At 60.3% G+C, this 20,746-nt stretch carries 17 protein-coding genes and 1 rRNA gene; 7 read left to right on the top strand and 11 right to left on the bottom strand.

The features are described from left to right. Nucleotides 1–61: 61 nt before the first annotated feature. From E4633_RS18260 to hcp, 3 genes are all read left to right on the top strand, one after another. Nucleotides 62–1,294, top strand: coding sequence for an MFS transporter (locus tag E4633_RS18260; RefSeq protein ID WP_135872429.1), 1,233 nt, complete (start codon nt 62–64; stop codon nt 1,292–1,294). A 60-nt stretch (nt 1,295–1,354) separates the two neighbouring features. Then, nucleotides 1,355–1,627 (top strand): hypothetical protein, encoded by a 273-nt coding sequence (locus E4633_RS18255; protein WP_135872427.1) that lies wholly within the window; start codon nt 1,355–1,357, stop codon nt 1,625–1,627. A 435-nt stretch (nt 1,628–2,062) separates the two neighbouring features. Then, the gene (hcp, locus tag E4633_RS18250) at nt 2,063–3,697 is read left to right on the top strand and encodes a hydroxylamine reductase (protein ID WP_281276793.1); all 1,635 of its coding nucleotides are present in this window, start codon (nt 2,063–2,065) and stop codon (nt 3,695–3,697) included. A 123-nt stretch (nt 3,698–3,820) separates the two neighbouring features. Here the strand turns inward: hcp and E4633_RS18245 are convergent, their stop codons facing one another. From E4633_RS18245 to E4633_RS20655, 3 genes are all read right to left on the bottom strand, one after another. Then, entirely contained in the window at nt 3,821–4,090 is a 270-nt protein-coding gene (locus tag E4633_RS18245; protein ID WP_135872423.1) for a hypothetical protein, read from the bottom strand. 112 nt (nt 4,091–4,202) lie between these two features. Further along, nucleotides 4,203–6,803: a polyphosphate kinase 1 gene (ppk1, locus tag E4633_RS18240; RefSeq protein WP_246038235.1), complete on the bottom strand. Its 2,601-nt coding sequence runs from the start codon at nt 6,801–6,803 to the stop codon at nt 4,203–4,205. Nucleotides 6,804–6,967: 164 nt separating this feature from the next. Then, a complete protein-coding gene (locus E4633_RS20655; protein ID WP_198419476.1) occupies nt 6,968–7,117 on the bottom strand; it encodes a hypothetical protein in 150 nt (49 codons plus the stop codon). 164 nt (nt 7,118–7,281) lie between these two features. On the opposite strand from E4633_RS20655, the gene E4633_RS18235 reads away from it, so the two are divergent. Then, the gene (locus E4633_RS18235; protein WP_135872421.1) at nt 7,282–8,694 is read left to right on the top strand and encodes a B12-binding domain-containing radical SAM protein; all 1,413 of its coding nucleotides are present in this window, start codon (nt 7,282–7,284) and stop codon (nt 8,692–8,694) included. 16 nt (nt 8,695–8,710) lie between these two features. Here E4633_RS18235 and E4633_RS18230 read toward each other — a convergent pair whose 3' ends face one another. The 5 genes from E4633_RS18230 to E4633_RS18210 form a co-directional block, all read right to left on the bottom strand. Further along, nucleotides 8,711–9,799: a type III polyketide synthase gene (locus tag E4633_RS18230; RefSeq protein ID WP_135872419.1), complete on the bottom strand. Its 1,089-nt coding sequence runs from the start codon at nt 9,797–9,799 to the stop codon at nt 8,711–8,713. After that, complete coding sequence (locus E4633_RS18225) at nt 9,799–11,028, bottom strand: U32 family peptidase (RefSeq protein ID WP_135872418.1); 1,230 nt, start codon at nt 11,026–11,028, stop codon at nt 9,799–9,801. The genes E4633_RS18230 and E4633_RS18225 overlap by 1 nt, the downstream gene beginning before the upstream one ends. Then, nucleotides 11,025–11,732, bottom strand: coding sequence for a methyltransferase domain-containing protein (locus E4633_RS18220; RefSeq protein WP_135872416.1), 708 nt, complete (start codon nt 11,730–11,732; stop codon nt 11,025–11,027). The genes E4633_RS18225 and E4633_RS18220 overlap by 4 nt, the downstream gene beginning before the upstream one ends. Before the next feature lie 20 nt (nt 11,733–11,752). After that, complete coding sequence (locus E4633_RS18215; RefSeq protein ID WP_246038234.1) at nt 11,753–12,535, bottom strand: hypothetical protein; 783 nt, start codon at nt 12,533–12,535, stop codon at nt 11,753–11,755. A 94-nt stretch (nt 12,536–12,629) separates the two neighbouring features. Further along, on the bottom strand, nt 12,630–14,045 hold the full coding sequence (locus tag E4633_RS18210; protein ID WP_135872414.1) for a B12-binding domain-containing radical SAM protein: 1,416 nt from the start codon (nt 14,043–14,045) through the stop codon (nt 12,630–12,632). A 535-nt stretch (nt 14,046–14,580) separates the two neighbouring features. Between E4633_RS18210 and E4633_RS18205 the strand changes: the two genes are divergently transcribed. Both E4633_RS18205 and E4633_RS18200 read left to right on the top strand, forming a co-directional pair. Further along, nucleotides 14,581–15,456: an alpha/beta fold hydrolase gene (locus tag E4633_RS18205; protein ID WP_135872411.1), complete on the top strand. Its 876-nt coding sequence runs from the start codon at nt 14,581–14,583 to the stop codon at nt 15,454–15,456. A gap of 83 nt (nt 15,457–15,539) precedes the next feature. After that, complete coding sequence (locus tag E4633_RS18200) at nt 15,540–16,229, top strand: OmpA family protein (protein WP_135872409.1); 690 nt, start codon at nt 15,540–15,542, stop codon at nt 16,227–16,229. Between the two features lie 70 nt (nt 16,230–16,299). Here E4633_RS18200 and E4633_RS18195 read toward each other — a convergent pair whose 3' ends face one another. Beyond that, entirely contained in the window at nt 16,300–17,199 is a 900-nt protein-coding gene (locus E4633_RS18195) for a pirin family protein (RefSeq protein ID WP_135872407.1), read from the bottom strand. Between the two features lie 60 nt (nt 17,200–17,259). After that, the gene (locus E4633_RS18190) at nt 17,260–17,943 is read right to left on the bottom strand and encodes a type 1 glutamine amidotransferase domain-containing protein (protein WP_135872405.1); all 684 of its coding nucleotides are present in this window, start codon (nt 17,941–17,943) and stop codon (nt 17,260–17,262) included. Nucleotides 17,944–18,128: 185 nt separating this feature from the next. Between E4633_RS18190 and lon the strand changes: the two genes are divergently transcribed. After that, nucleotides 18,129–20,534, top strand: coding sequence for an endopeptidase La (gene lon, locus E4633_RS18185; protein ID WP_135872404.1), 2,406 nt, complete (start codon nt 18,129–18,131; stop codon nt 20,532–20,534). An 86-nt stretch (nt 20,535–20,620) separates the two neighbouring features. Here the strand turns inward: lon and rrf are convergent. Next, a 5S ribosomal RNA gene (rrf, locus tag E4633_RS18180) occupies nt 20,621–20,737 on the bottom strand. Nucleotides 20,738–20,746 lie beyond the last annotated feature (9 nt).

Raw genomic sequence — 20,746 nt, 5'->3', positions numbered from 1 at the left:
GCTTATGGTATGGCAAGCGCTATAGTGAACTCCGTCACAGGCAGTACGCGGGGAGAGAGCAATGGGATCGATAACAAGCGGCACCAAGAGATACCGGCAGATCAACTGGGCTTTTTTCTGCGCCGGGTTCGTAACCTTCATAACCCTTTACGACGTGCAGCCGCTGTTGCCGGTCTTCACCCGTGAATTCGGGGTGAGCGCCGCCTTCGCGAGCCTCCCCCTCTCGGTGACCACCTGCGCCCTCGCCGTCTCCATGCTCTTTGCCGGGACCATCTCCGAAACGCTGGGGCGCAAGGCCGTCATGGTCGCCTCGCTTGTCACGACCTCGATACTCGCGCTGATCACCTCCCAGACGGCGAACCTAGAACAATTGGTCGTCGTCAGGTTCCTGCAGGGGATCGCCCTTGCCGGGCTTCCGGCGGTGGCCATGGCCTACCTGAGTGAAGAGATCGCCCCCAGCTCGCTCACCTCGGCGATCGGCCTGTACATAAGCGGCAACGCCATCGGCGGCATGACCGGCAGGATCTTCACCGCCGTGATGTCCGAGCAGACCAGTTGGAGGGCGGCCCTCGAGGTGATCGGCGTGGTCTGCCTCGTCTTGAGCCTTTACTTCGCCAAGACCCTTCCCCCATCCGAGAACCTGAAGAAGCGCCCGTTCGCGGTGCGCTACCTGTTCAGCTCGCTGCTGCGCCAGTTGAAGGATCCGGGACTGCTCTGCCTGTACGGCATCTCTTTCCTGATCATGGGGAGCTTCGTAACCCTTTACAATTACATCACCTTCCGGCTTCTCGGCGCACCCTACCACCTTTCCGCCTGGCTGGTTTCCCTGATCTTCCTGGTCTACATGCTCGGTTCCTTCAGCTCCTCGATGATCGGCGGACAGGTCGAACGTTTCGGTCGCGGGAGGATGCTCTTTCTCACCATCGGCACCATGGTTTTCGGGGCTGCCGTCACCACGAGCCGCGACGTCGGCAGCATCGTCACCGGCATCGCCATCTTCACCTGCGGCTTTTTCGGCGCCCACACCATCGCCTCCAGCTGGGTCGGGAGCCGCGCCAAGACCGCACGAGCACAAGCCGCGTCCCTCTACCTCTTCTTCTACTATCTGGGGTCAAGCGTCTCCGGCACCGTCGGCGGAGTCTTCTGGGTATCCCACGGATGGGGTGGCGTGGTGCTGCTCATCATAGGCCTTTTATTGCTGGCGCTCGCCCTTTGGAAGTTACTCACGAGTTGTGCCGCCGCCGAGTGCCCAGCCCGCAACGCCGTCGCGAGCCTCGACGCCATGCGCAGTTGACCGCTCAAGTTCCGGGCCGGCCTGCCGATAGGTCTCATCAAAAGGACCGAGGAGCGAGCCATGCAGGAACTGATACGCGTAGCAGAAGGGATAGCGATCCCCGTAGACATGTGGGCGACCTGGGACAGTCTTTCCGAGTTGGCCGTGAAGCACGGTCCCATTTTCGAAGCCGATCTGGTGCGGCTGGGTTTTAACTTGCGCCCGATCTATTATCTGAACAGCTCCATAGGGGGCGAGCAAGCGATAGGCTTTGGAGCCGCCACCTCCGCCAGTTTGCAACTGGTACTGCGTCCCGACATCTATCGCGCCATGATCGGCAGCGTCGTCAACTGACGCTGCCTCCCGCCCCCCCCGCGCCCCCCGCACCCTTCCGCACCCTTCCGCACCCTTCCGCACCACCCAGCTCTCCGAGCCTCAGCACCCCCAGCTCCCCCCCTACCGGCCCCGGCCCAGCGAACCGCCAGCAGCCAGCCCGGCCGGCGTGTCACCGCCCCTTTGCTGCCGTCCATCCCGTCCACCAAGTCCACCAAGCATCCTCCACAAGACAAAAAAGATCCCAAAACCCAGAATCGCGTTTTTATGACTTAGGTCAAGGCCCCCCCCCGTAATAGTGGTTAAAGTCGCATCATCGAGAGCGGGGCAAAGGTGCCGAAGGCAGCCGAGACCGACCGCCTCAAGAGATCACCATTAGGAGAGACGATGAAAGCCTTTTTTAAAAACCTGTTCGGCATTGAAACCTCAACCAAAAACAACGCAAAGGGGGAAGTAATGGAAAACATGTTTTGCTACCAGTGCGAACAAGCCGCCAATGGCGGTTGCTCCAAAGTAGGTGTCTGCGGTAAGAAACCGGATGTCGCCGCGCTGCAGGACCTCCTGGTCTACTCGATGAAAGGTATCGCCTTCTGGGCCAACCTGGCCCGCGAGAAAGGCGCCAAGGACTCCGCCATCGACCGCTTCATGATCGACGGCCTCTTCACCACGGTAACCAACGTCGACTTCGACGCCGACGAGATCGCCAAACTGGTCCGCGACGCCGCGTCCTACCGCAACCAGGCCCAGGCCCTCTACGAGAAGGCAAACGGCGGCGCCTACACCGGCATCGTTCCCGAAGCAGCTAAGGCCTTCCACGCCGGCACCACCGCGGAACTCGTCGAACTCGGCGCGAAACACGGCGTCAAGAGCGACGACATCGATGCGGACGTGAAATCGGTCCAGGAAATTGTCACCTACGGCATGAAAGGGTACGCAGCCTACGCCCACCACGCCTTGGTGATCGGCCTTGAGAACGACGAGATCTACGCCTTCACCCACAAGGCATTCGCCGCCACCCTCGACCCGAAACTCGGCCTCATGGACTTCGTCGGCCTCGCCATGGAGTGCGGCCGCATCAACCTGGTCACCATGGAGCTCCTCGACAAGGCCAACACCGACAGCTTCGGCCACCCGGTACCGACCCCGGTACAGCTCGGCACCAAGGCGGGCAAGGCGATCCTCGTCTCCGGCCACGACCTGCGCATGCTCGAGGAACTCCTCAAGCAGACCGAAGGCAAAGGGATCAACATCTACACCCACGGTGAGATGCTCCCGGCCCACGGCTACCCGGGCCTCAAGAAGTACGCCCACCTGGCCGGCAACTTCGGCGGTGCATGGCAGGACCAGGCGAAGGAGTTCGTCGACTTCCCCGGCGCCATTATCTTCAACACCAACTGCATCCAGCGCCCGGCCGATAGCTACAAAGACCGCCTCTTCACCTGGGGCCTCGTCCAGTGGCCGGACGTCAAGAACATCAACGGCTGGGACTTCTCCCCGGTCATCGAGAAGGCTCTCGCCCTCCCCGGCTTCGAAGAAAAACCGGGCAAAGAGATCCTCACCGGCTTCGGGCACAACGCGGTGCTCGGCGTTGCCGACAAGGTCATCGACGCAGTAAAAGGCGGACAGATCCGTCACTTCTTCCTGATCGGCGGCTGCGACGGTGCCAAGACCGGCCGTAACTACTACACCGAGTTCGCCGAGAACGTCCCGGCCGATTGCGTCATCCTGACCCTGGCCTGCGGCAAGTACCGCTTCAACAAGCTCGACTTCGGCGACATCGGCGGCATCCCGCGCCTTCTGGACATCGGGCAGTGCAACGACGCCTACTCCGCGATCCAGATCGCCGTGGCACTGGCAGGCGCCTTCAACTGCGGCGTCAACGACCTCCCGCTCTCCTTCATCCTCTCCTGGTACGAGCAGAAGGCGGTTGCCATCCTCCTCACCCTGCTCCACCTGGGCGTGAAGAACATCAAGCTGGGACCGAGCCTGCCGGCCTTCATCACCCCGAACGTACTGAACTTCCTGGTCGAGAACTTCAACATCGGCCCGATCGGCACCGCCGAAGGCGACCTGAAGCAGATCCTCGGCTAATCGACAAAACTGCAGCATGAACAAAAAGGCGGCCCCGGTATCATCACCGGGGCCGCCTTTTCTTTTAGCTCCTCCCCAAGGGAAGGCTGCGAGAGGGAATGTGGACGTTAACTACCTACCTGACTATTGTTTATCCTTCTCCGGGATAGCCTCCGTCACACTCTCGCAGATGACCTTCTTGCTTCCCTTCATATCTGAGTATTTGAACCCACCGCCGAGCGTGGTGGGCGAGCAAACGTTATCGGGCGAATTTGCGTTCACAAGACAACTGGAACAAGTCACCGTCGGGTTATCGGTCAGTTGCTCGACCTCTTTGACCAGTCCCTTGCTATGCAGAAAGCAGATGTGGTGTTCGTGATCGCCGGCGCAGATACAATTGTTCTTCGGTTCCATCAGTTCCCCCTGCTGTTGTCTCTCTGTTTGGGGTCCAACATTAGCATTGGCACATCGCATATGCTACCGCTTTTCCCGTCGCATGTCACCTCACACCGAATAAAGTGAGTCGCTACTTCTGCAGCGGCTTTTTCTTCTGCTTGAGCGCATCCTTCAGCCGTTTTTGTGCCTGTGCGATCAGCATCTGGTGCGTCCCCTCACCGCTCTCCCCTTCGACAGGCTGACGCTGGAGGTAGCTTCCGTCCGGCCGCATGTCCCACGCCGAGCGGCGGTCCGCGTCGTAGCAGTCGAAGATGGCGCGCAGCTCCACGGTCAGCTCCGGCGCAGTCACCGGACAAAGCACCTCCACCCTAGCCTCCAGGTTTCGCTTCATGGCGTCGGCGGACGAGATGAAATACTCCTCGGCACCGCCGTTTCTGAAGTAGTAGATGCGCGCATGCTCCAGGAAGCGCCCGACGATGCTCACCACGCGGATGTGGTCCGAAAGGCCCGGAACCCCGGGACGCAGCCGGCAGGTGTCCCGCACGTAGAGATCGACCTTCACCCCGGCCATGGAGGCCTGGTACAGCGCCTTCACGATCTCGCCGTCCTCCAGTGCGTTCATCTTGAACTGCAGCCACCCGCCGCCGCTTTGCCGGTGCAGCTCGATCTCCCGCTCGATGCGCGAGAGGAGCGCCTTTTTAAGGAGCTTCGGCGCAGGCATGACCGACTGGTAGTTCCTCTTCGCGGTGAACCCGGTGGTCAGGTAGTTGAAGAGCTCGGTGACGTCCTGCGCGATCACCTCGTCGCAGGTGATGAGCCCGATATCGCTGTAGATCCTGGCGGTCTCCGTGTGGTAGTTGCCGGTGCCGATGTGCACGTAGCGCTTAAGGCCGGTGTAATCCTGGCGCACCACAAGGATCACCTTGCAATGGGTCTTCAGCCCCACCACGCCGTAGGTGACGTGTATCCCCGCCTCCTCCATCACCTCGGCGAGATGGATGTTGGTCGCCTCGTCGAAACGCGCCTTCAGCTCCACCACCACCGCCACCTGCTTGCCGTTTTGCGCGGCCTGCACCAGGGCGTCGATGATGCGCCCCTGGATCGAGGTGCGGTAGAGGGTCATCTTGATGGCGCGCACTTTGGGATCGTTGGCCGCCTCGCGCAGGAAGCGTTCCACCGAAGTGGAGAAGGAAACGTAGGGATGTTGCAAAAGGAGCGATCCCAGGTCGCGGATGGTGTGGAAGATGTTTCGCTCGGCCGGTAGCCCCGGGTGATCGACCGGGTGATGCGGCGGGTCGTGCAGGCGCGGGTAATCGAGCCGCGACATCTCGAAGAGATCGCGCAGGGCGAGCATGCCGGGGACCTCGAAGACGTCGTTCTCCTCGTCCAGTTCCAGCTCTGCCGCCAGTCGGCCACGGTGCACCGGTTCCATGCCGGCCCCGATCTCCAGGCGCACGATGGGGGCGAACTTGCGCTCCTTCAACTCCGACTCGATCATCGACATCAGGTCGTCCGCCTCTTCCTCGTCCTTCTCCGTGTTGGCGTTGCGGGTGACGCGGAAGATCTCGCAGGAGACGATCAGCATGCCGGGAAAGAGCATGTCCAGGTTGTTCATCATCACCTGTTCGAGCGGGACGAAGTGGTCCCCCTTGCCGACGCGGATAAAGCGCGGCGTGCCAAGACCGACCGGGACCTTCACCCGCGCCAGGGAATGCTCGCGGGACTTGGGATAACGCAGGGTAACCAGGAGGTTCAGCGAAAGGTTCGAGATGAACGGAAAGGGGTGAGCCGGGTCGATGGACTGCGGCGTCAGGAGGGGATAGATGTTCTTGTAGTAATGCTCGCGAAGCTGCTTCTTATCCTTCGGGGCAAGGGTGTCGTAGCTCTCGATGACGATCCCCTTAGCCTCCAAGAGTTCCCGCACCACCCGAAACGCCTCCCGCTTGACCGTCTCGATCTCGCGCACGGACGTGTTGCACTCGAGCACCTGCTGGCGCGGCGAGCGGCCGTCCAGGGTCAGCTCATGCAGCCCGGCCCCGATCTGCTGCTTTAAGCCGCCGATCCTCTTCATGGTGAATTCGTCGAGGTTGGAACTCACGATGGCGATGAACTTCAGCCGCTCCAGAAGCGGTGTCCGCTCGTCCATCGCCTCGTGCAGCACGCGCCGGTTGAATTCGAGCCAGGTCAGCTCCCGGTTCAGGTACCAGCGGCTCTCGCTCAGGTCAAAGGGTGACTCTTCCGTTACCGGCTGTTTCGGCTTAGGTCCCCCCTTCGGTTTAGCCTTCGCCACCTTCGCCTTACCAGCCTTGGCGGGCTTTACCCCGGCGGCCGCCTTTACCGGCTTCTCCCCCTTCGCTTTCGCCACTTTCGCCGCCTTCTCATCTTTGCCCGTCTTCGCATCCTTCGCTACTTTGGAGCCCTTGGCCGTCTTCGCCCCCTTCGCGCCTTTAGCCGCCTTCGATTTGGCTTGCGGCCACCCCTGCTTTCCCCCCTTGCGGTCGACACCTGCCTGCGGCAGGACGGCGATCGTCTCGGTCCTGGTGCCGGGAGTGGCAGCATCGTTTTGGACGGAGGTGGAGATGGCAAAAGGATTGTCTGCGTCAACAGGGGGGACTTGGGGGGCCTGCACTGGATCTGCTGCAGTATCAGGAAGGATCGGCAACTCATTCACCAGCTGCAAGATGTTCTCTTCCTGCTCAATATTTAAGGGTACGACAGTCTTGGTCTCCATGACCTTGGTCTCCGGAGGTTGTAGGGATGGAATATTCTTGCATTATTATCTCATATTGCAACCGCTGCTGAGCATGTAAAGGAGACATGGAAAGGCCTCCGGCCCAGTTAACACTGTGGTTACTGAAACGGAGGCCTTCACATTGCCGATAATGACAACTCCTCTTACTCACGAGTCGGGTTCTTCCGCACCCGAGCCGCCCTCTTTCTCAATATCTTCATGACCTCAGCCGGACTCAACTCCGTCTCACTTTGCCTGCGCCGCTCTACAATCACCACCACCGGTGCTACCTCTTTTTTTTCCTGTTCGTCCATGGGAACCTCCAGCCGCGGCGGCTTCTACCGCAGCACCGGATTTAATGACGAACATTTTATCTTCAATCCTCCCCCTTGCCAGCAGGCGTTCCGTTTGCGCAAGCGGCCCCAGCCACTATAATGCTAGGGGCTCAATCGAACCTGCCGCAGTCACAAGGGAAATCATGAATGTACTCCTTCTGGCGATGCCTGATGCCGCCAACAATTTCCATCGCATCATAAAAGTCCCCAACCTCGGGCTCTGTTCCATCGCCGCGCACCTCAAGGGGCACCGGGTTAAGGTCGTCGATCTCGTCCTCGTGCATCGCGACATCGAGTCGTGGCTCAGGCGGCTTCTGGCGGAGTTCTCTCCCGATGTGATCGGCGTCAGCAGCATGAGCTTCCAGTACGAAAGCGCCCTGAAAGTCTTCGCCATTTGCCGGGCAGCCACCCCGCGCGCCAAGCTTGTCCTTGGCGGCTACCACGCCACCCTCGCCCGCGAAGAACTCGCCTCCGGCAACGCCCCGTTTGACTTCCTGGTACGCGGCGAAGGTGAGCATGCCTTTGCCGCCCTTTTGGAAGCGCTCGACGGCCAGCGCTCCTTTTTCGATGTCCCCGGCCTCTCCTGGCCGCGCCACGGCATCTTCGTCCACAATCCTCCCGGACCTCTGCTCGACCTGAAGTGCCTGCCACTGCCGGACCGCAGCGTGCGCGTTCTGGACGGCTTCACCTACTTCGACCGCCGGCTCGACTGCGTTGAGACCTCGCGCGGCTGCACCAAGACCTGCACCTTCTGTTCGATCACCGGGATGTACGGCTCCAGCTTCCGATGCCGCCCGATCGAGATGGTGCTCGAAGACCTGCGGGAACTCAAGCGGCATGGCACGAAGACGGTGCTTTTGGTCGACGACAACATCACCCTGGACAGCCGCCGTTTCACTCGGCTCGCCGAGGCGATCGCGGAGCAGGGGCTGAACGACATGGAGTACCTGGTCCAAGCATCCGTCGCCGGCATCGTGGCCGACCCGGCGCTTATACCTGCGCTTTCCCGTGCCAACTTCGCCATGGTCTTCCTCGGCATTGAATCGGTGCTGCCGAAGAACCTCGCTCTTTTTGAAAAGGGTGACATCAGGGAGCAGACCAGGCAGGCGGTGCACCGGTTGCGCGAACACGGCATCGGGGTGATGGGAGGCTTCATCATCGGCAATCCCGACGACGGGAAAGAGGAGATAAGGGAAGTGTTCCGCGCCTCGCGCCGGCTGGGGGTGGATCTCCCCTACGTGCAGTGCGTCACCCCCTACCCCGGCACCAGAATCAGGGAGGAGTTGCTGCAGGCGGAGCTCGTCACGAATTCCGACCGACTGAGCAGGTACACCGGCTTCATGTGCAACGTGAAGACGAGGCAGCTCAGCACGGCCCAGTTGAACAGGCTGATGAACTGGGAGAACCTGAAGGCGTTCTTCAGCCCCTCGATGTTCGTGGGGAACCGCTTCGTGAAGAAGCGCGAGAAGGGGGCCTGGAAGGTGCTACTCAACAACCTCGACCTCGTGCGCGGCTATTTCACCGGCGACCAGTTCCGCTCCCGCCACAGGTTTTGAAAACCATTTATCACCTTCACGTCTTGCGCAGCAGGTAGGCATGGGCAGATAGCCCCGCGCCATAGGCGAGCAGGACGCACCACGTGCCGGCAGGTATCCCCTTCTGCATCATCTCCTCGAGTACGAACCAGACGGTGGGCGAAGACATGTTGCCGTACTGGGACAGAACCCGCCGTGTCGCCCAAAGGAGCTCTTCCGGTATCCCCACCTGGTCCCGCACCGCGTTGATTACCTTCTCGCCGCCGGTGTGCAGGGCCCACGCCCCGATGTCTTCCTTTTCCAGCGAGGCCGAGTCCAGAAGGTCGTCGACCACCTCTGCCGCGGCCCTTGCCACCAGACTGGGGAGGTCCGTCGACAACTGGTTGTGCAACTGCCCCCCCTTGTGGATGAAGCGGATCGCCTCGCGCTCCTCGGGCACGTAGCGCCCCGCCGATGCCGTCAACTCGAACCCGACCGGTTTCTGCCACAAAACGGCTGCCGCCGCGCCATCACCAAAGAGCGCATTGGAAAGGATGAGGCTCAGGTCGTTTTCCATTTGGAAGGCAGCGCTGCAGATCTCCACCGAGACGCTCACCACGACGCCACCGGTTGTTCTCAGCATCGACTCGGCCACCTGCAGGTTCGGGATTGCGCCGCCACAGCCGCTACCGACGAGGTCGTAAAGCCGGGTGCTCGGTCGCATACCGAGACGCTGCGCAACGTAGGTGGAGATGCCGGGACAGATGTAGCCGGTACAGGTGTTGAGCACCAAGCCGCTCACCTGCAAGGGCGATAGCCCCACTTGTTCCAGTGCGGACAGCACCGCCCGCGTCGCAAGCGCCACCGACTCTTCTGTGAAACGGGCGACACGCTCGTCAGCGGTCTCGTCGAAGATGCGCGCCGGTGCGTCGACGGCAAAGTGACGTTTCTCGATGGCCGGATGCTCGAAGGTCGCCCGGATCAGCCCGAGGCTCCTCGGCGTCAGGGTTTCTTTGAAGCGTTGCCGGACGAGTTCCGCCGCGTAACTTTGCGTTGCGCTGAACTCCGGTACGGCCAGCGCCACCGAGGCGACATAGACCGCCCCGGGCGAGGCAGGCTCCCCCTTGGTGAAACGTGCATCGATCATCATCCCCTCCCATCGGTCACCCCCCAGAGGGCCCCGGAATGCATGTCATGGAAAGCTTCCTGGTAAAGCTGCAGCATCTCTTCGCGGTACTTCGTGTCGACTCGGATCGCCTTGTCCGCCCAGCTGGCGCAGTAGCCGCACCGGGGGCAATCACGCCCCCGGCATTCGATATCCTTCAGGCCGTCCAGAAAGCCGTCCAGAAGCCGGTTGTCGATGTAAACCGGGTCCCAGTCCAGTCCCGCCAGCAGGCCACGCTTCTCGGCCAGACGCTTCAGGCGCATGAGCCCGGTGGGGCTCACCGTTGCCGGACGGAAGAAGAACCTCACGAACCTCAAAAGTCCGGCAAGCCCCCCGCTTTCCCCGCCCCCCCGGTAACCATAGGGTTGGATCAAGTCGAGCAGGTTCCCTTCGAAGCGCCCTTCGGCGTAGGCCTTCACCCGGCGCGCCAACACCTGCGTCGGCGCACCCCGCTCCAGGATCTTGAAGGAATGGTAGCCAAGGCCGGTGTAGGCGCAGAGGTCCTCGGGCCGGATGAACTCGGAGCGCAGGTAATGCGTCGGGTCGGCGAGCTTTGCCGCGGAGCAGCGCAGGGCGCAGTAATCAATCATGAAGCCGCGGCTTTCGTGCCCCTTCTGGGAGGCGTGCGACAGGTTCACCATGTGCTGTCCCGACCAGGGGCAGAAGATAAGGCAGTTGGAGTTGGCGATGAGCTGCAGCTCGATGCGCACCGTCTCGCGGATCGCCTGTAGCATGGCGAAGTCCCGGTTCACCGCTATCGATTCCAGCGTGATGCAGTCCGCCCCCAGGTCCTCCCAGAACCTGGCCTTCGCCACGCAGTCCACCCGCGCGTAGACGCCCACCCGCACCTTGAGACGCGGGTGCCGCTTCTTGATGATGGGAAGCAGGAAAGGAAGCGAGACCGTGACCGAGGTGACGCCACACTCCTCGACAAACTCGAGCAGCCGCTCCAGGTCCTGCTGTCCCTTCCGGGTGTACTCGCGGTTGTCCAGGCAGGCGGGGTTCAGCAGGTAGTTGAACCCGATCCCCCTGCGCGCCGCATCTGCGACGTGGGCGCGGAACCGGTCCCTGCCAAGGGGCGCCAGCATGAAGGAGGCGCGCCCCCCGCCGATGCTGTCACTAGGGAGCTTGCCGAAGAGCTCCGCGACCGGAAACCCTTCGAGAGCGGACAGCAGGTCGGGCTCGAAATTGGTGGCAACGGAGAACTTCATGATTTATCCCCCGAGAGAACGAGCAGCCAGAACGGCTCGCGGTGGATCCTGAAGGAGGGGGCCCCCGCCTGCTGCGCCCACAGGGTGAGGTCCTCGACGGTGAACGCCTTCAGCACGGAGAGCGGGCCGTCGTATCGGGTCATGCGGTTTCTGGTGAAAATTCTCGTGAGCGCGTAGATGAGGAGGTAGGCGACCCAACTCCTTTGCAGGTCCATGACGAGGTATCCCCTACGCGCCACCCGCATTATTTCCCGCAGCGCGGCAACCCCTTCCGGCTCCTTCATGTGGTGCAAGGTCTTGCTGCAGAGCACGAAATCGAAGCTCCCATCCCCGAACGGAAGTTCCAGGGCATCGGCGACCATCAGCTCGATCTCGGGGTATTGCAGGGTGCACCGGCGCGCAATGTCTATGGTGCGGCTGTTGATGTCGACTGCAGTGACGCTGATATCGATCCCTTTTTTACGCGCCCACTCAACCAGGGTGACCGGGAGGTCGGCGGAACCGGTGGCGACGTCAAGCACCGTGATCCGCGCGAGCCCCCTCACCCGAGCCGACAGGTGTTTCAAAAGCGCCCAGCGGTCGCCGAGGTAACGGTTCACCGTGCGGATGTCGGCGAGGCTCCCTTCGAGTTCGTCGACACTGCAGACGTCCGACGGGAGATCGAGAAATTCCAGGTTTGTCCTCCTGCGGGGGATAAACGGCATAGGCTGATTCTTTCCCTTTTCTATTTGGGCCAACTGGGGCTGGTCAGCTCGATACGCCAGATGGGGCCGCCCGTGGCGAGAGGGCCTACGAATTTAACGAAGGCGGGCACCTCGTCCATGACGGTCCAGATGTGGTGGTCCGGCGGGCTCTTGCCGAGGAGCGCGGCGGGAAGCCTCAGCAGTCCGAGCTTCGGTTTGAGCACGTAGTGGTTTGCCGTCTTTTCGACGTCCCCGATCAGTATCTTGTTCTCGCCGGAAGGGGACATCTCCAGCTCGATCACCCTCGGTGTCGGGGTGAAGGCGACCATGTGGATGGTCTCGCTGCTTCCCTTGACGAGGTTCTTCATCACCGTCGGCACCATGCCGTTGTAGACGTCGGACGGGAGCTCCAGCTCACCCTGCAAGACCTTCTCGCGGCCGTCCTTTCCTTTCACGCGGACCCGGTAGGTGCCGGGGCTCCGCTCCAGAGACACATCAAGGTCCTCGTCAAAAGACTTCCCTTTCTGGATGAGCCGGTAGCTCTTCAGGAGGAAGTGGTGCTGCTGTGAGAAGATGACCGTCTCGTCGTGGAGAGAACCGTCCTTGAAATTGAGCACGATGCGGGTCTTTATCCCGCCGTCCTTGGGTAGCTGCAGAAAATCACCGGAAGCGATCCGATTGCCGGCTTCGTCCTTTAGTATGAGAAAGCCGCGCACCATTCCTTCCGTGAACCTTACCGTCACCGGTGCGCCCTGTACCGGCAAAGGCAACAGCAGCAAAAGTACCAACAGCAGCGTGCTACTCATTCGACTGTACGCAGACACTGTCTCTCCTTGGTGCTGAAGGGGAATTGGGTGATTAACCATTTGGCGATTCTAACATATTATTGTCAACGTGCAGGAGCGACGTACATCTCTGTCAGCGTGTGCGGCTCATTCCCTTGGCAAAGCGGGTATAGCGCCAGTACGGCGTCGGCAACCCCACGGCAGTTCCTATCCGGCGCAAAGCCCCAATTACCGGAGCTTGTGTATCAAGCAGATTGATGCAGCGCGACGGCGAACTTATTCCCCGGTCCAAAAGCGTCCGGGCCTGCTGCGGGGTAAGCTGCGGCGAAAAATAGAAAGCCGGCATGAGCAGATCGTCTCCGGTCTCAACCAGCCCATCCCGCAAGGCCACATCATGCAAACCGGTGCCCGGGTAGATACGTATCCCGGTGGTCAGGAAGGCGTGGTCTTTGTCGCTCAGGTAGCGGTTCAGAAAGACCACCGTCTTCCCCAGGGTTGTCTCGTCCTCGGAGGGACCACCCATGAGAAAGCACCACAAGGCGCGCAGGCGCGAGCTTGAAACAAGTTCCGCGGCGCGGTGCACCTCGCCCTCATCGAATCCCTTGCCAAGCGCAGCCAAGGTGGCGCCGGCTGCACTCTCGGGGGTGATGACCGCGGAAGCCACTCCCGCGCGGGCCATCAGCTCAAGTTGATCCCTGGTGAGCCCCTTCGGGGAAAGGGACGAGACGCTGAAGCGGGCCTTGATCCCGCGCCTCAAAATCTCATCGAGCAAGATTTCCAGATACCCCTCCGGCTCGTTGAAGATGCTGTCCACAAATTCGAACTCGCGAGCCCGGGTATTACGCATGGCCGACAGGATCTCGTCGACCACCGCTCCCGGCTCCCTGACCCGCCACGAATCCCCCTCGATGCTGCGGTAGGTGCAGTATAGGCATCGATGGGTGCATCCCCTTTTTCCCTGGATGGGCAATACCGGCTCCAGCGCGAGGTAACGCCGTGTCTCCACCCAGCGGTGCAGACGCGGCGTGATGAAGGGACCGGCGCTTGCCGCCCCCCCGCCCGCTTCCACCACACCCGCTTTGCTACGGCGGACCACACCTGCCACGCGTCCGGCATGCTCGGCTCCTTCAGCGCGAAAAAAAAGCGGGGCGGCGTGCTCCCCCTCCCCAACGACGGCATGGTCCAGCTCGAGAAAGTCGAGGACCTGCTGCGGCATGATGCTCACGCCGGAGCCTCCCACCAGGATTCTGGCGTCGCTGCGTGACTTGATGAAATCCACCAGTAGCCGCACCTCGGGAAGATAGGATTTGGGGGCGAGGAAGTTGCAGTTGTCGAGATTTCTAACGGAAATGGCAATGCCGTCAGGAGCGAACGCGGCGATGGCGTTCTGCGTCGCAAGCAGTGCATCCCGCGCGAAGCAGAGGTCGAGCAGGCGGACCTGGAAGCCGGCCTGCAGCAGCGACTCGGCCACCCAGGCGGCGCCGAGAGGAACCGTCGGCTGCGGCGCGCGTTCACGGTTCGTGCTGATAACGAGTATGCGGGACGGCACATCTTCCTCCTGAAAAACAGTATCTTGCACTTCATAGACCGGCACAAAAAGTGTTGATCCGACAATGTGGCAGGAGTAAAATGTTTCTTATGGAGGGAGCAAAAGACAAAAAACTTCACAAACCGACATAAAACAACTCCAGGTGCATGAAGCGACATCCGGGGTTGGTAACTGACGTTCAGGAGACCAGGCCGAAAGGCTTAGATATCTCGTCCGTTATGGCATAAAAAGACCAGATAAGGGTGGCTACCGAAGTTTCTCCCAGAAGCACAAAAACCACTCCTACGGATTGAGCAGGTTCACTGGACGCCAGTTATTTTTTTAACACAAGGCTCGATGACTTCACATCGGGCCTTTTCTGTTGCCAGACCTTCTGTTGCCTACGGTTACCTGTGGCCGATACCGAAGGACCGTTGCTTGGCCAAGTACTGAATATGTCCAATTACTGATTACCCAGCCACAAGAGTAACAGAGACTTCACTTTTCGCCGCCTTCCACCCCAGCGTTCCGTCGGTATTCTGTTAAACTACCCGACATGAACATCGCCACCCTCCCCCTTCTATTCTGCCGCCTGTCGGAAACCGAGACTCTCGCCTACCGTACCTACGGGACGGGGCCAACCAACGTCGTCCTGGTGCACGGCCTGGCGGCAAGATCCGAGACATGGAGTGATCTCGTGTCGCTCTTCCCCGCCGACCGCTACAGCGTCCACCTTCTCGACCTGCTTGGATCAGGAGAATCTTCGAAACCGAACGGGGGGGACTACTCCATCCGCGGCCACGCGGTCCGCCTCATCGGCTTTCTGGAACAGGAAGGGCTCGCCCAGGTCATCGTCGCAGGCCACTCCCTTGGCGGAGCAGTGGTGCTGCTGACCGCGGTAGAGGCGATGCTCCGGGATGAGCGCGATCTTTTGGCATCCGTGATCATCATGGCCGGCCCCGGTTACTTACAGCGTCTGCCGCTTATGGCGGAGATTTTTAAAAACCGTTACGCCGCCGCCCTCTTCGTTGCCCTGTATGCACCGGACGTATGGGTGAAAGTGGGGCTGAAGATGGCCTACCACGACCACAGCCTCATCGACCGGGAACACATCGCCCGGTACGCCCCCTGCTACCGCAACAAAGCCGCCAAGCGGGCCCTCGTCGCGACCTGCCGCAGCCTGGTGCCGGTCAACCAGGAAGAGATCGCCTCCCGCTACCAGGACCTGCGCCTGCCGGTATTGCTTCTCTGGGGAAGGCACGACGAGATCGTGCCACTGTCACAGGGGAATCGTCTTCAAGCTGCCATTCCAGCGGCAAAACTACGTGTGCTCGAGGAATGCGGACACAACCCTCAGGAGGAGAAACCTGTTGAAACTTATGAGATCATTGACAGTTTCATCACCGAGGCCGAGAAAGAAAATAAGTCGTAAAGCCAAAGGCGCATTGATTCCAAACAACTGTAGTGCTATGTTTGGTGAGTTCCATCATATTTTAATCAACAAGGAGATGGAGTATGAAAGCACGTTGGATAGCCAGAATGATCGTTGGAATGACAGCAGCCGCCCTGTTAGTAACCGGTTGCGCGACCAATCCTGACGGGAGCTACGAGTACAAGAGAACCGGTCTGGGAGCTTTGGGCGGTGCGGTCCTGGGCGCCGGCGCCGGCGCACTCATCGGCGGCAAATCCCACCGCGGACGCAACGCGGCCATCGGCGGGTTGACCGGTGCGGTCGTAGGCGGTGGTGTAGGTAATTACATGGACCGGCAGGCGGCCGCGCTCAAAAAGAGCATGCCCCAGGCTGAAGTGGTGCGCGACGGCGACAAGGTCTACGTGGCCCTTCCCTCGGGTGTCCTCTTCGACGTGGGCAAGGACGTCCTGAAACAGGAAGCGAAGGATGCACTCGGCAAGGCGGCCCCGACGCTCAAGGATTCCCAGACCACCATCGTCATCGAGGGGCACACCGATTCCACCGGCTCCGACGCCATCAACCAACCGCTCAGCGAGCGGCGCGCCGGACGGGTGCGCGACTTCCTGATTTCCCAGGGTGTCCCCGCATCCAAGATGACTGCCGTAGGGTACGGTTCCACCCGCCCTGCCGTGGCCAACGATACCGAGGCCAACCGCGCCCTGAACCGCCGCGTGCAGATCGAGCTCACTCCCACCGAGAAGCTCAAGGCCCAGGAAGGAAGCGGCAGCAACTAGCTCCACGCAAACAACAACGGGACGCCGACCTCGGCGTCCCGTTTTTATTTCAACTACCTGAACTCCCCGCCTACTTCACGAAGGTGCCGTTGCGGTACTCCTCGAAGGCCTGCTCCAACTCTTCCTGCGTATTCATGACGATGGGGCCGTACCACGCCACAGGTTCCCCGATCGGTTTTCCCGAGATCAATAGGAAGCGCACTGGTTTCCCCTGTGTGGTTACCGATACCACGTCGCCGTCCTCGAAAAGGATGAGGTTCTCCGGACCGCACTCACACTGCCGATCGAGGTCGAAGTATTTATTACCGACTACCTCGTGCCCGAAGGCGTTGCGCTCGTGATCGAAGTAACCTTCACCGTCGATGATGTAGGCAAGTGCCGTGTAGCCGCGCTTTATGGGGTGGGTGAAGCTGCTCCCCTCGGGGATGGTCACGTCGAGGTATTCGGGATCGACCACCACGTCCCGTACCGGTCCCTGCACGCCCCCCGCCGTCCCGGCGATCACCTTCACCTTGATGCCGTTCATGGTAACCTCGGGTATCTCCGAGGCGACGATGCCGCGATAGCGCGGCGCCATCATCTTGTGTGAGGCAGGGAGATTCGCCCAAAGCTGGAATCCCCACATGAGCCCTTCACCGTCGCCGAGCGGCATTTCCTGATGGATGATACCGCTGCCGGCGGTCATCCATTGCAGATCGCCGGAATCAATGACCCCTTTGTTTCCCATACTGTCACCATGTTCCACCTTCCCATGGAGCACGTAGGTTATGGTCTCGATGCCGCGGTGCGGGTGCCATGGAAAGCCCTTCAAGTAATGCGGCGGGTAGTTGGAATGGAAGTCGTCGAAGAGCAGGAACGGATCCAAAAGCGGCGCCTCGTGGTATCCGAAGGCGCGCTTCAGGTGTACGCCCGCCCCCTCGATGGTCGGCTCGCTCTTCCATATCTTCCGTATCTTACGCAGGGTCTCCATAATAGCTCCTTTCGTGATGGGATCCGCTCTCCGGGGGAATCAACGGGGCCCAGCACCTGGTTACGACGGCTTCAACAGCTTCAGTAGCGCTTCGGCAGCAGGCGCGGAGGACGCCGGATTCTGGCCGGTCACGAGCTTACCGTCCACTTCAACGTGGGGAGCCCAGTCTCCCCCGCCCCGGAAGGTCGCACCTCGCTCTTTAAGCCGGTCCTCCAGGAGGAACGGGACCACATCGGTCAGCCCCACCGCCTCTTCTTCTGCGTTGGTAAAGCCGGTAACATGCCTCCCCCTCACCAGGAAATCGCCATCCGGTCCCTTCACGTCTGCCAGCACCGCCGGGGCGTGGCAAACGGCGCCCACCGGTTTGTCGGCCCGTACAAAGGCCTCGATGAGTGCGATGGAATCGGTATCGAGCGCCAAGTCCCACAGCGGCCCGTGCCCCCCGGGATAGAAGATCGCGTCGAAGTCGTTCACCGACACCTCGCGCAGCCTTCTGGAATGGGCGAGGTCGTCCTGCGCCGCCTGGTCGTCCTTAAAGCGCATCGTCGACTCGGTCTCGTTTTCCGGCAGATTGCTTTTCGGATCCACCGGGGGCATTCCTCCCCTTGGAGAGGCTATGGTCACCGTTACCCCTGCATCGTGAAAGACGTAATAGGGCGCAGCAAGCTCTTCCAGCCAGAAACCGGTCTTCTCGCCGGTGTCGCCTAACTTGTCATGCGAGGTCACTACCATCAGAATTTTCATCACTGACTCCTTTCGAGAGTGTGTTGGGATTTGGTTGAGCACTGCTAAGTCTTACAACATCCCCGGGATATATCAACCGACAGGCAGATGTTTCGCGCCTTCGCACGGATCGTCTGCTGTCGGTGAGGTTGACACTGCCGGGTTCCGTGCTTACGTTTTATTAAAACTACGCCAGGAGTCTCATCATGAGCGAAAAGGATATCGAAGTTGTAGAAGCTGAAATAAACGGCAAGCCTTCGCAGCCAGGCAGTCTCGTTCTGGCTTCCGAGGTCCTGCCGCTTGGTGTCCCCATAATTCCGATACGGCCGCGCCCTGCGTTTCCGAACATGCTGATTCCCATGGCGCTAGATGATCAGAACCAAATACGCGCCATCAAACACGCCATGGAATCCCAGGCCCAAGCGATCGGGCTCGTGCTCGTCAAGGACCCGGATAAGCCGGACGGTCCCGATAACCTCCATGCCGTCGGGGTTGTGGGGAAGATCGTCAAGATGATCCACCTGGGGGACGACAACGCCCAGTTCCTGCTCAACACCCTTGAGCGTTTCAGGATCGTCGAGCTGCACCAAAGCGATGGGGCCACCTATGCCACGGTCAGTTACCAGTACGGCACCGAGCTTTCCGTCAACCCGGAACTGAAGGCATATTCCATCGCGGTGGTGAGCACGCTGAAGGAACTGGTACAGATCAACCCGCTCTACTCCGAGGAGATCAAGATGTTCCTCGGGCGCTCAAGCCTTGACGATCCGAGCAAGCTGGCTGACTTCGCCGCGAGCCTCACTTCCGCCGACGGGCAGGAACTGCAACTGGTCCTTGAATCCTTCGATGTGAGGAAAAGGCTCGACCTGGTTCTCACCCTGCTCAAGAAGGAGCTCGAGGTCTCCCGGCTGCAGACAAAGATCACCAAGCAGATCGAAGAGAAGATCAGTCGTCAGCAGCGCGAGTTTTTCCTGCGGGAACAGTTGAAGGCGATCAAGAAGGAACTGGGACTGGAGAAAGAGGGAAAGACGTCCGAGATCGAGAAATTCGAGCAGCGCCTGAAGGAGCTGAAACTGAACGACGAGGCGCAGCGCGCAGTCTCCGACGAGCTCGACAAGTTCAGGCTGTTGGAGCCGTCCTCGCCGGAGTACCACGTGACCCGGAACTACCTCGACTGGCTCACCATTCTGCCGTGGGGCAAATACAGCAAGGACTCGTACAACGTCGAGAAGGCGCGCAAGGCGCTGGATCGCGACCATCACGGGTTGAATGACGTGAAGGACCGCATCACCGAGTTCATCGCGGTGGGCAAAATGAAGGGTGACATCTCCGGTTCGATCCTCTGCCTCGTCGGTCCCCCGGGCGTCGGCAAGACTTCCATCGGGAAGAGCATCGCGGACGCCCTCGGTCGTTCGTTCTTCCGTTTCTCACTGGGCGGCATGCGTGACGAGGCCGAGATCAAAGGCCATCGCCGAACCTACATCGGGGCGATGCCCGGAAAATTCCTGCAGGCCATGAAGAATGCGGGGACCGCAAACCCCGTGCTGATGCTGGACGAGATAGATAAGATCGGCGCCTCGTTCCAGGGCGATCCGGCCTCGGCGCTTCTCGAGGTGCTGGACCCCGAACAGAACGGGACTTTCCGCGACCATTATCTCGATGTGCCGTTCGATCTTTCCAATGTTCTGTTTATTGCCACGGCTAACCAGTTGGACACGATTCCCGCGCCGTTACTCGACAGGATGGAGGTGATCCGCCTTTCCGGCTATGTCCTTGAGGAGAAAATGGAGATCGCGAAACGCTACCTGATACCCAAGGCGATGAAGAACCACGGGTTGAAAGTAGGACAGGTTACCATCAGGAAGGATGCCCTGGCCGCGATAGTCGACGGATGGGCAAGGGAAGCCGGAGTCAGGACCCTTGAAAACCGCATCAAGAAACTGATGCGCAAGGCGGCAATGGAGTTCGCCTCCGGACGGACCGAAGCCATAGTGGTCACCAAAAAGGACCTGCATGATTACTTGGGGCAGCCGGTATTCACTACTGAGGAGATCTTCGAAGGGGTCCCCGGTGTGGTGACCGGTCTGGCCTGGACCAGCATGGGGGGAGCGACACTCCCCATCGAAGCCACCGCCATGGCGAGCAAGGGCAAGGGGTTCAGACAGACAGGGCAACTTGGTAACGTGATGATAGAGAGTTCCGAGATTGCCTATTCCTTTGTGATGGCGCATTTGAAGTCGTACGGGGCACCGGCGGACTACTTCGACAACCACTTCGTGCACCTGCATGTCCCGGCCGGCGCTACCCCGAAAGACGGCCCGTCGGCTGGTGTGACCATGGCAACGGCGCTCATTTCGATGATTAAAGGAAAGCCCGTACGGAAGAAACTGGGGATGACCGGAGAATTGACTCTGACGGGGCGGGTTTTACCAATCGGCGGACTGAAGGAAAAGACCATCGCAGCGCGTCGAGCCGGACTGAAAGTGCTGATCTTCCCCGAGGCGAACAAGAAGGATTTTGACGAATTGCCGGATTACCTTAAAGAGGGGCTGGAGGTTCATTTCGCCAAAGAGTATAAAGACGTCGCCAAAGTTGCGTTCGGGAAGGTTTAAGAAGTTTGTGATTTGCGTGACAGCTTGGTAGAAGGCAGAAAAGCGAAAAGCCCCACCGGATATCCAGTGGGGCTTCTCTATTAAATTCCCTGCGGCGACCTACTCTCCCACATCGTTACCAATGCAGTACCATCGGCCCAGAGAGGCTTAACTTCCGTGTTCGGGATGGGAACGGGTGTGGCCCTCTCGGCATTGCCACAGAGAAACTCTTC

The sequence above is a fragment of the Geomonas terrae genome (genome assembly GCF_004791675.1).
Taxonomy (GTDB): Bacteria; Desulfobacterota; Desulfuromonadia; order Geobacterales; family Geobacteraceae; genus Geomonas; species Geomonas edaphica.
Note: the sequence above shows the minus strand (reverse complement) of the source record. Positions and strands in the feature narration are given on the sequence as shown.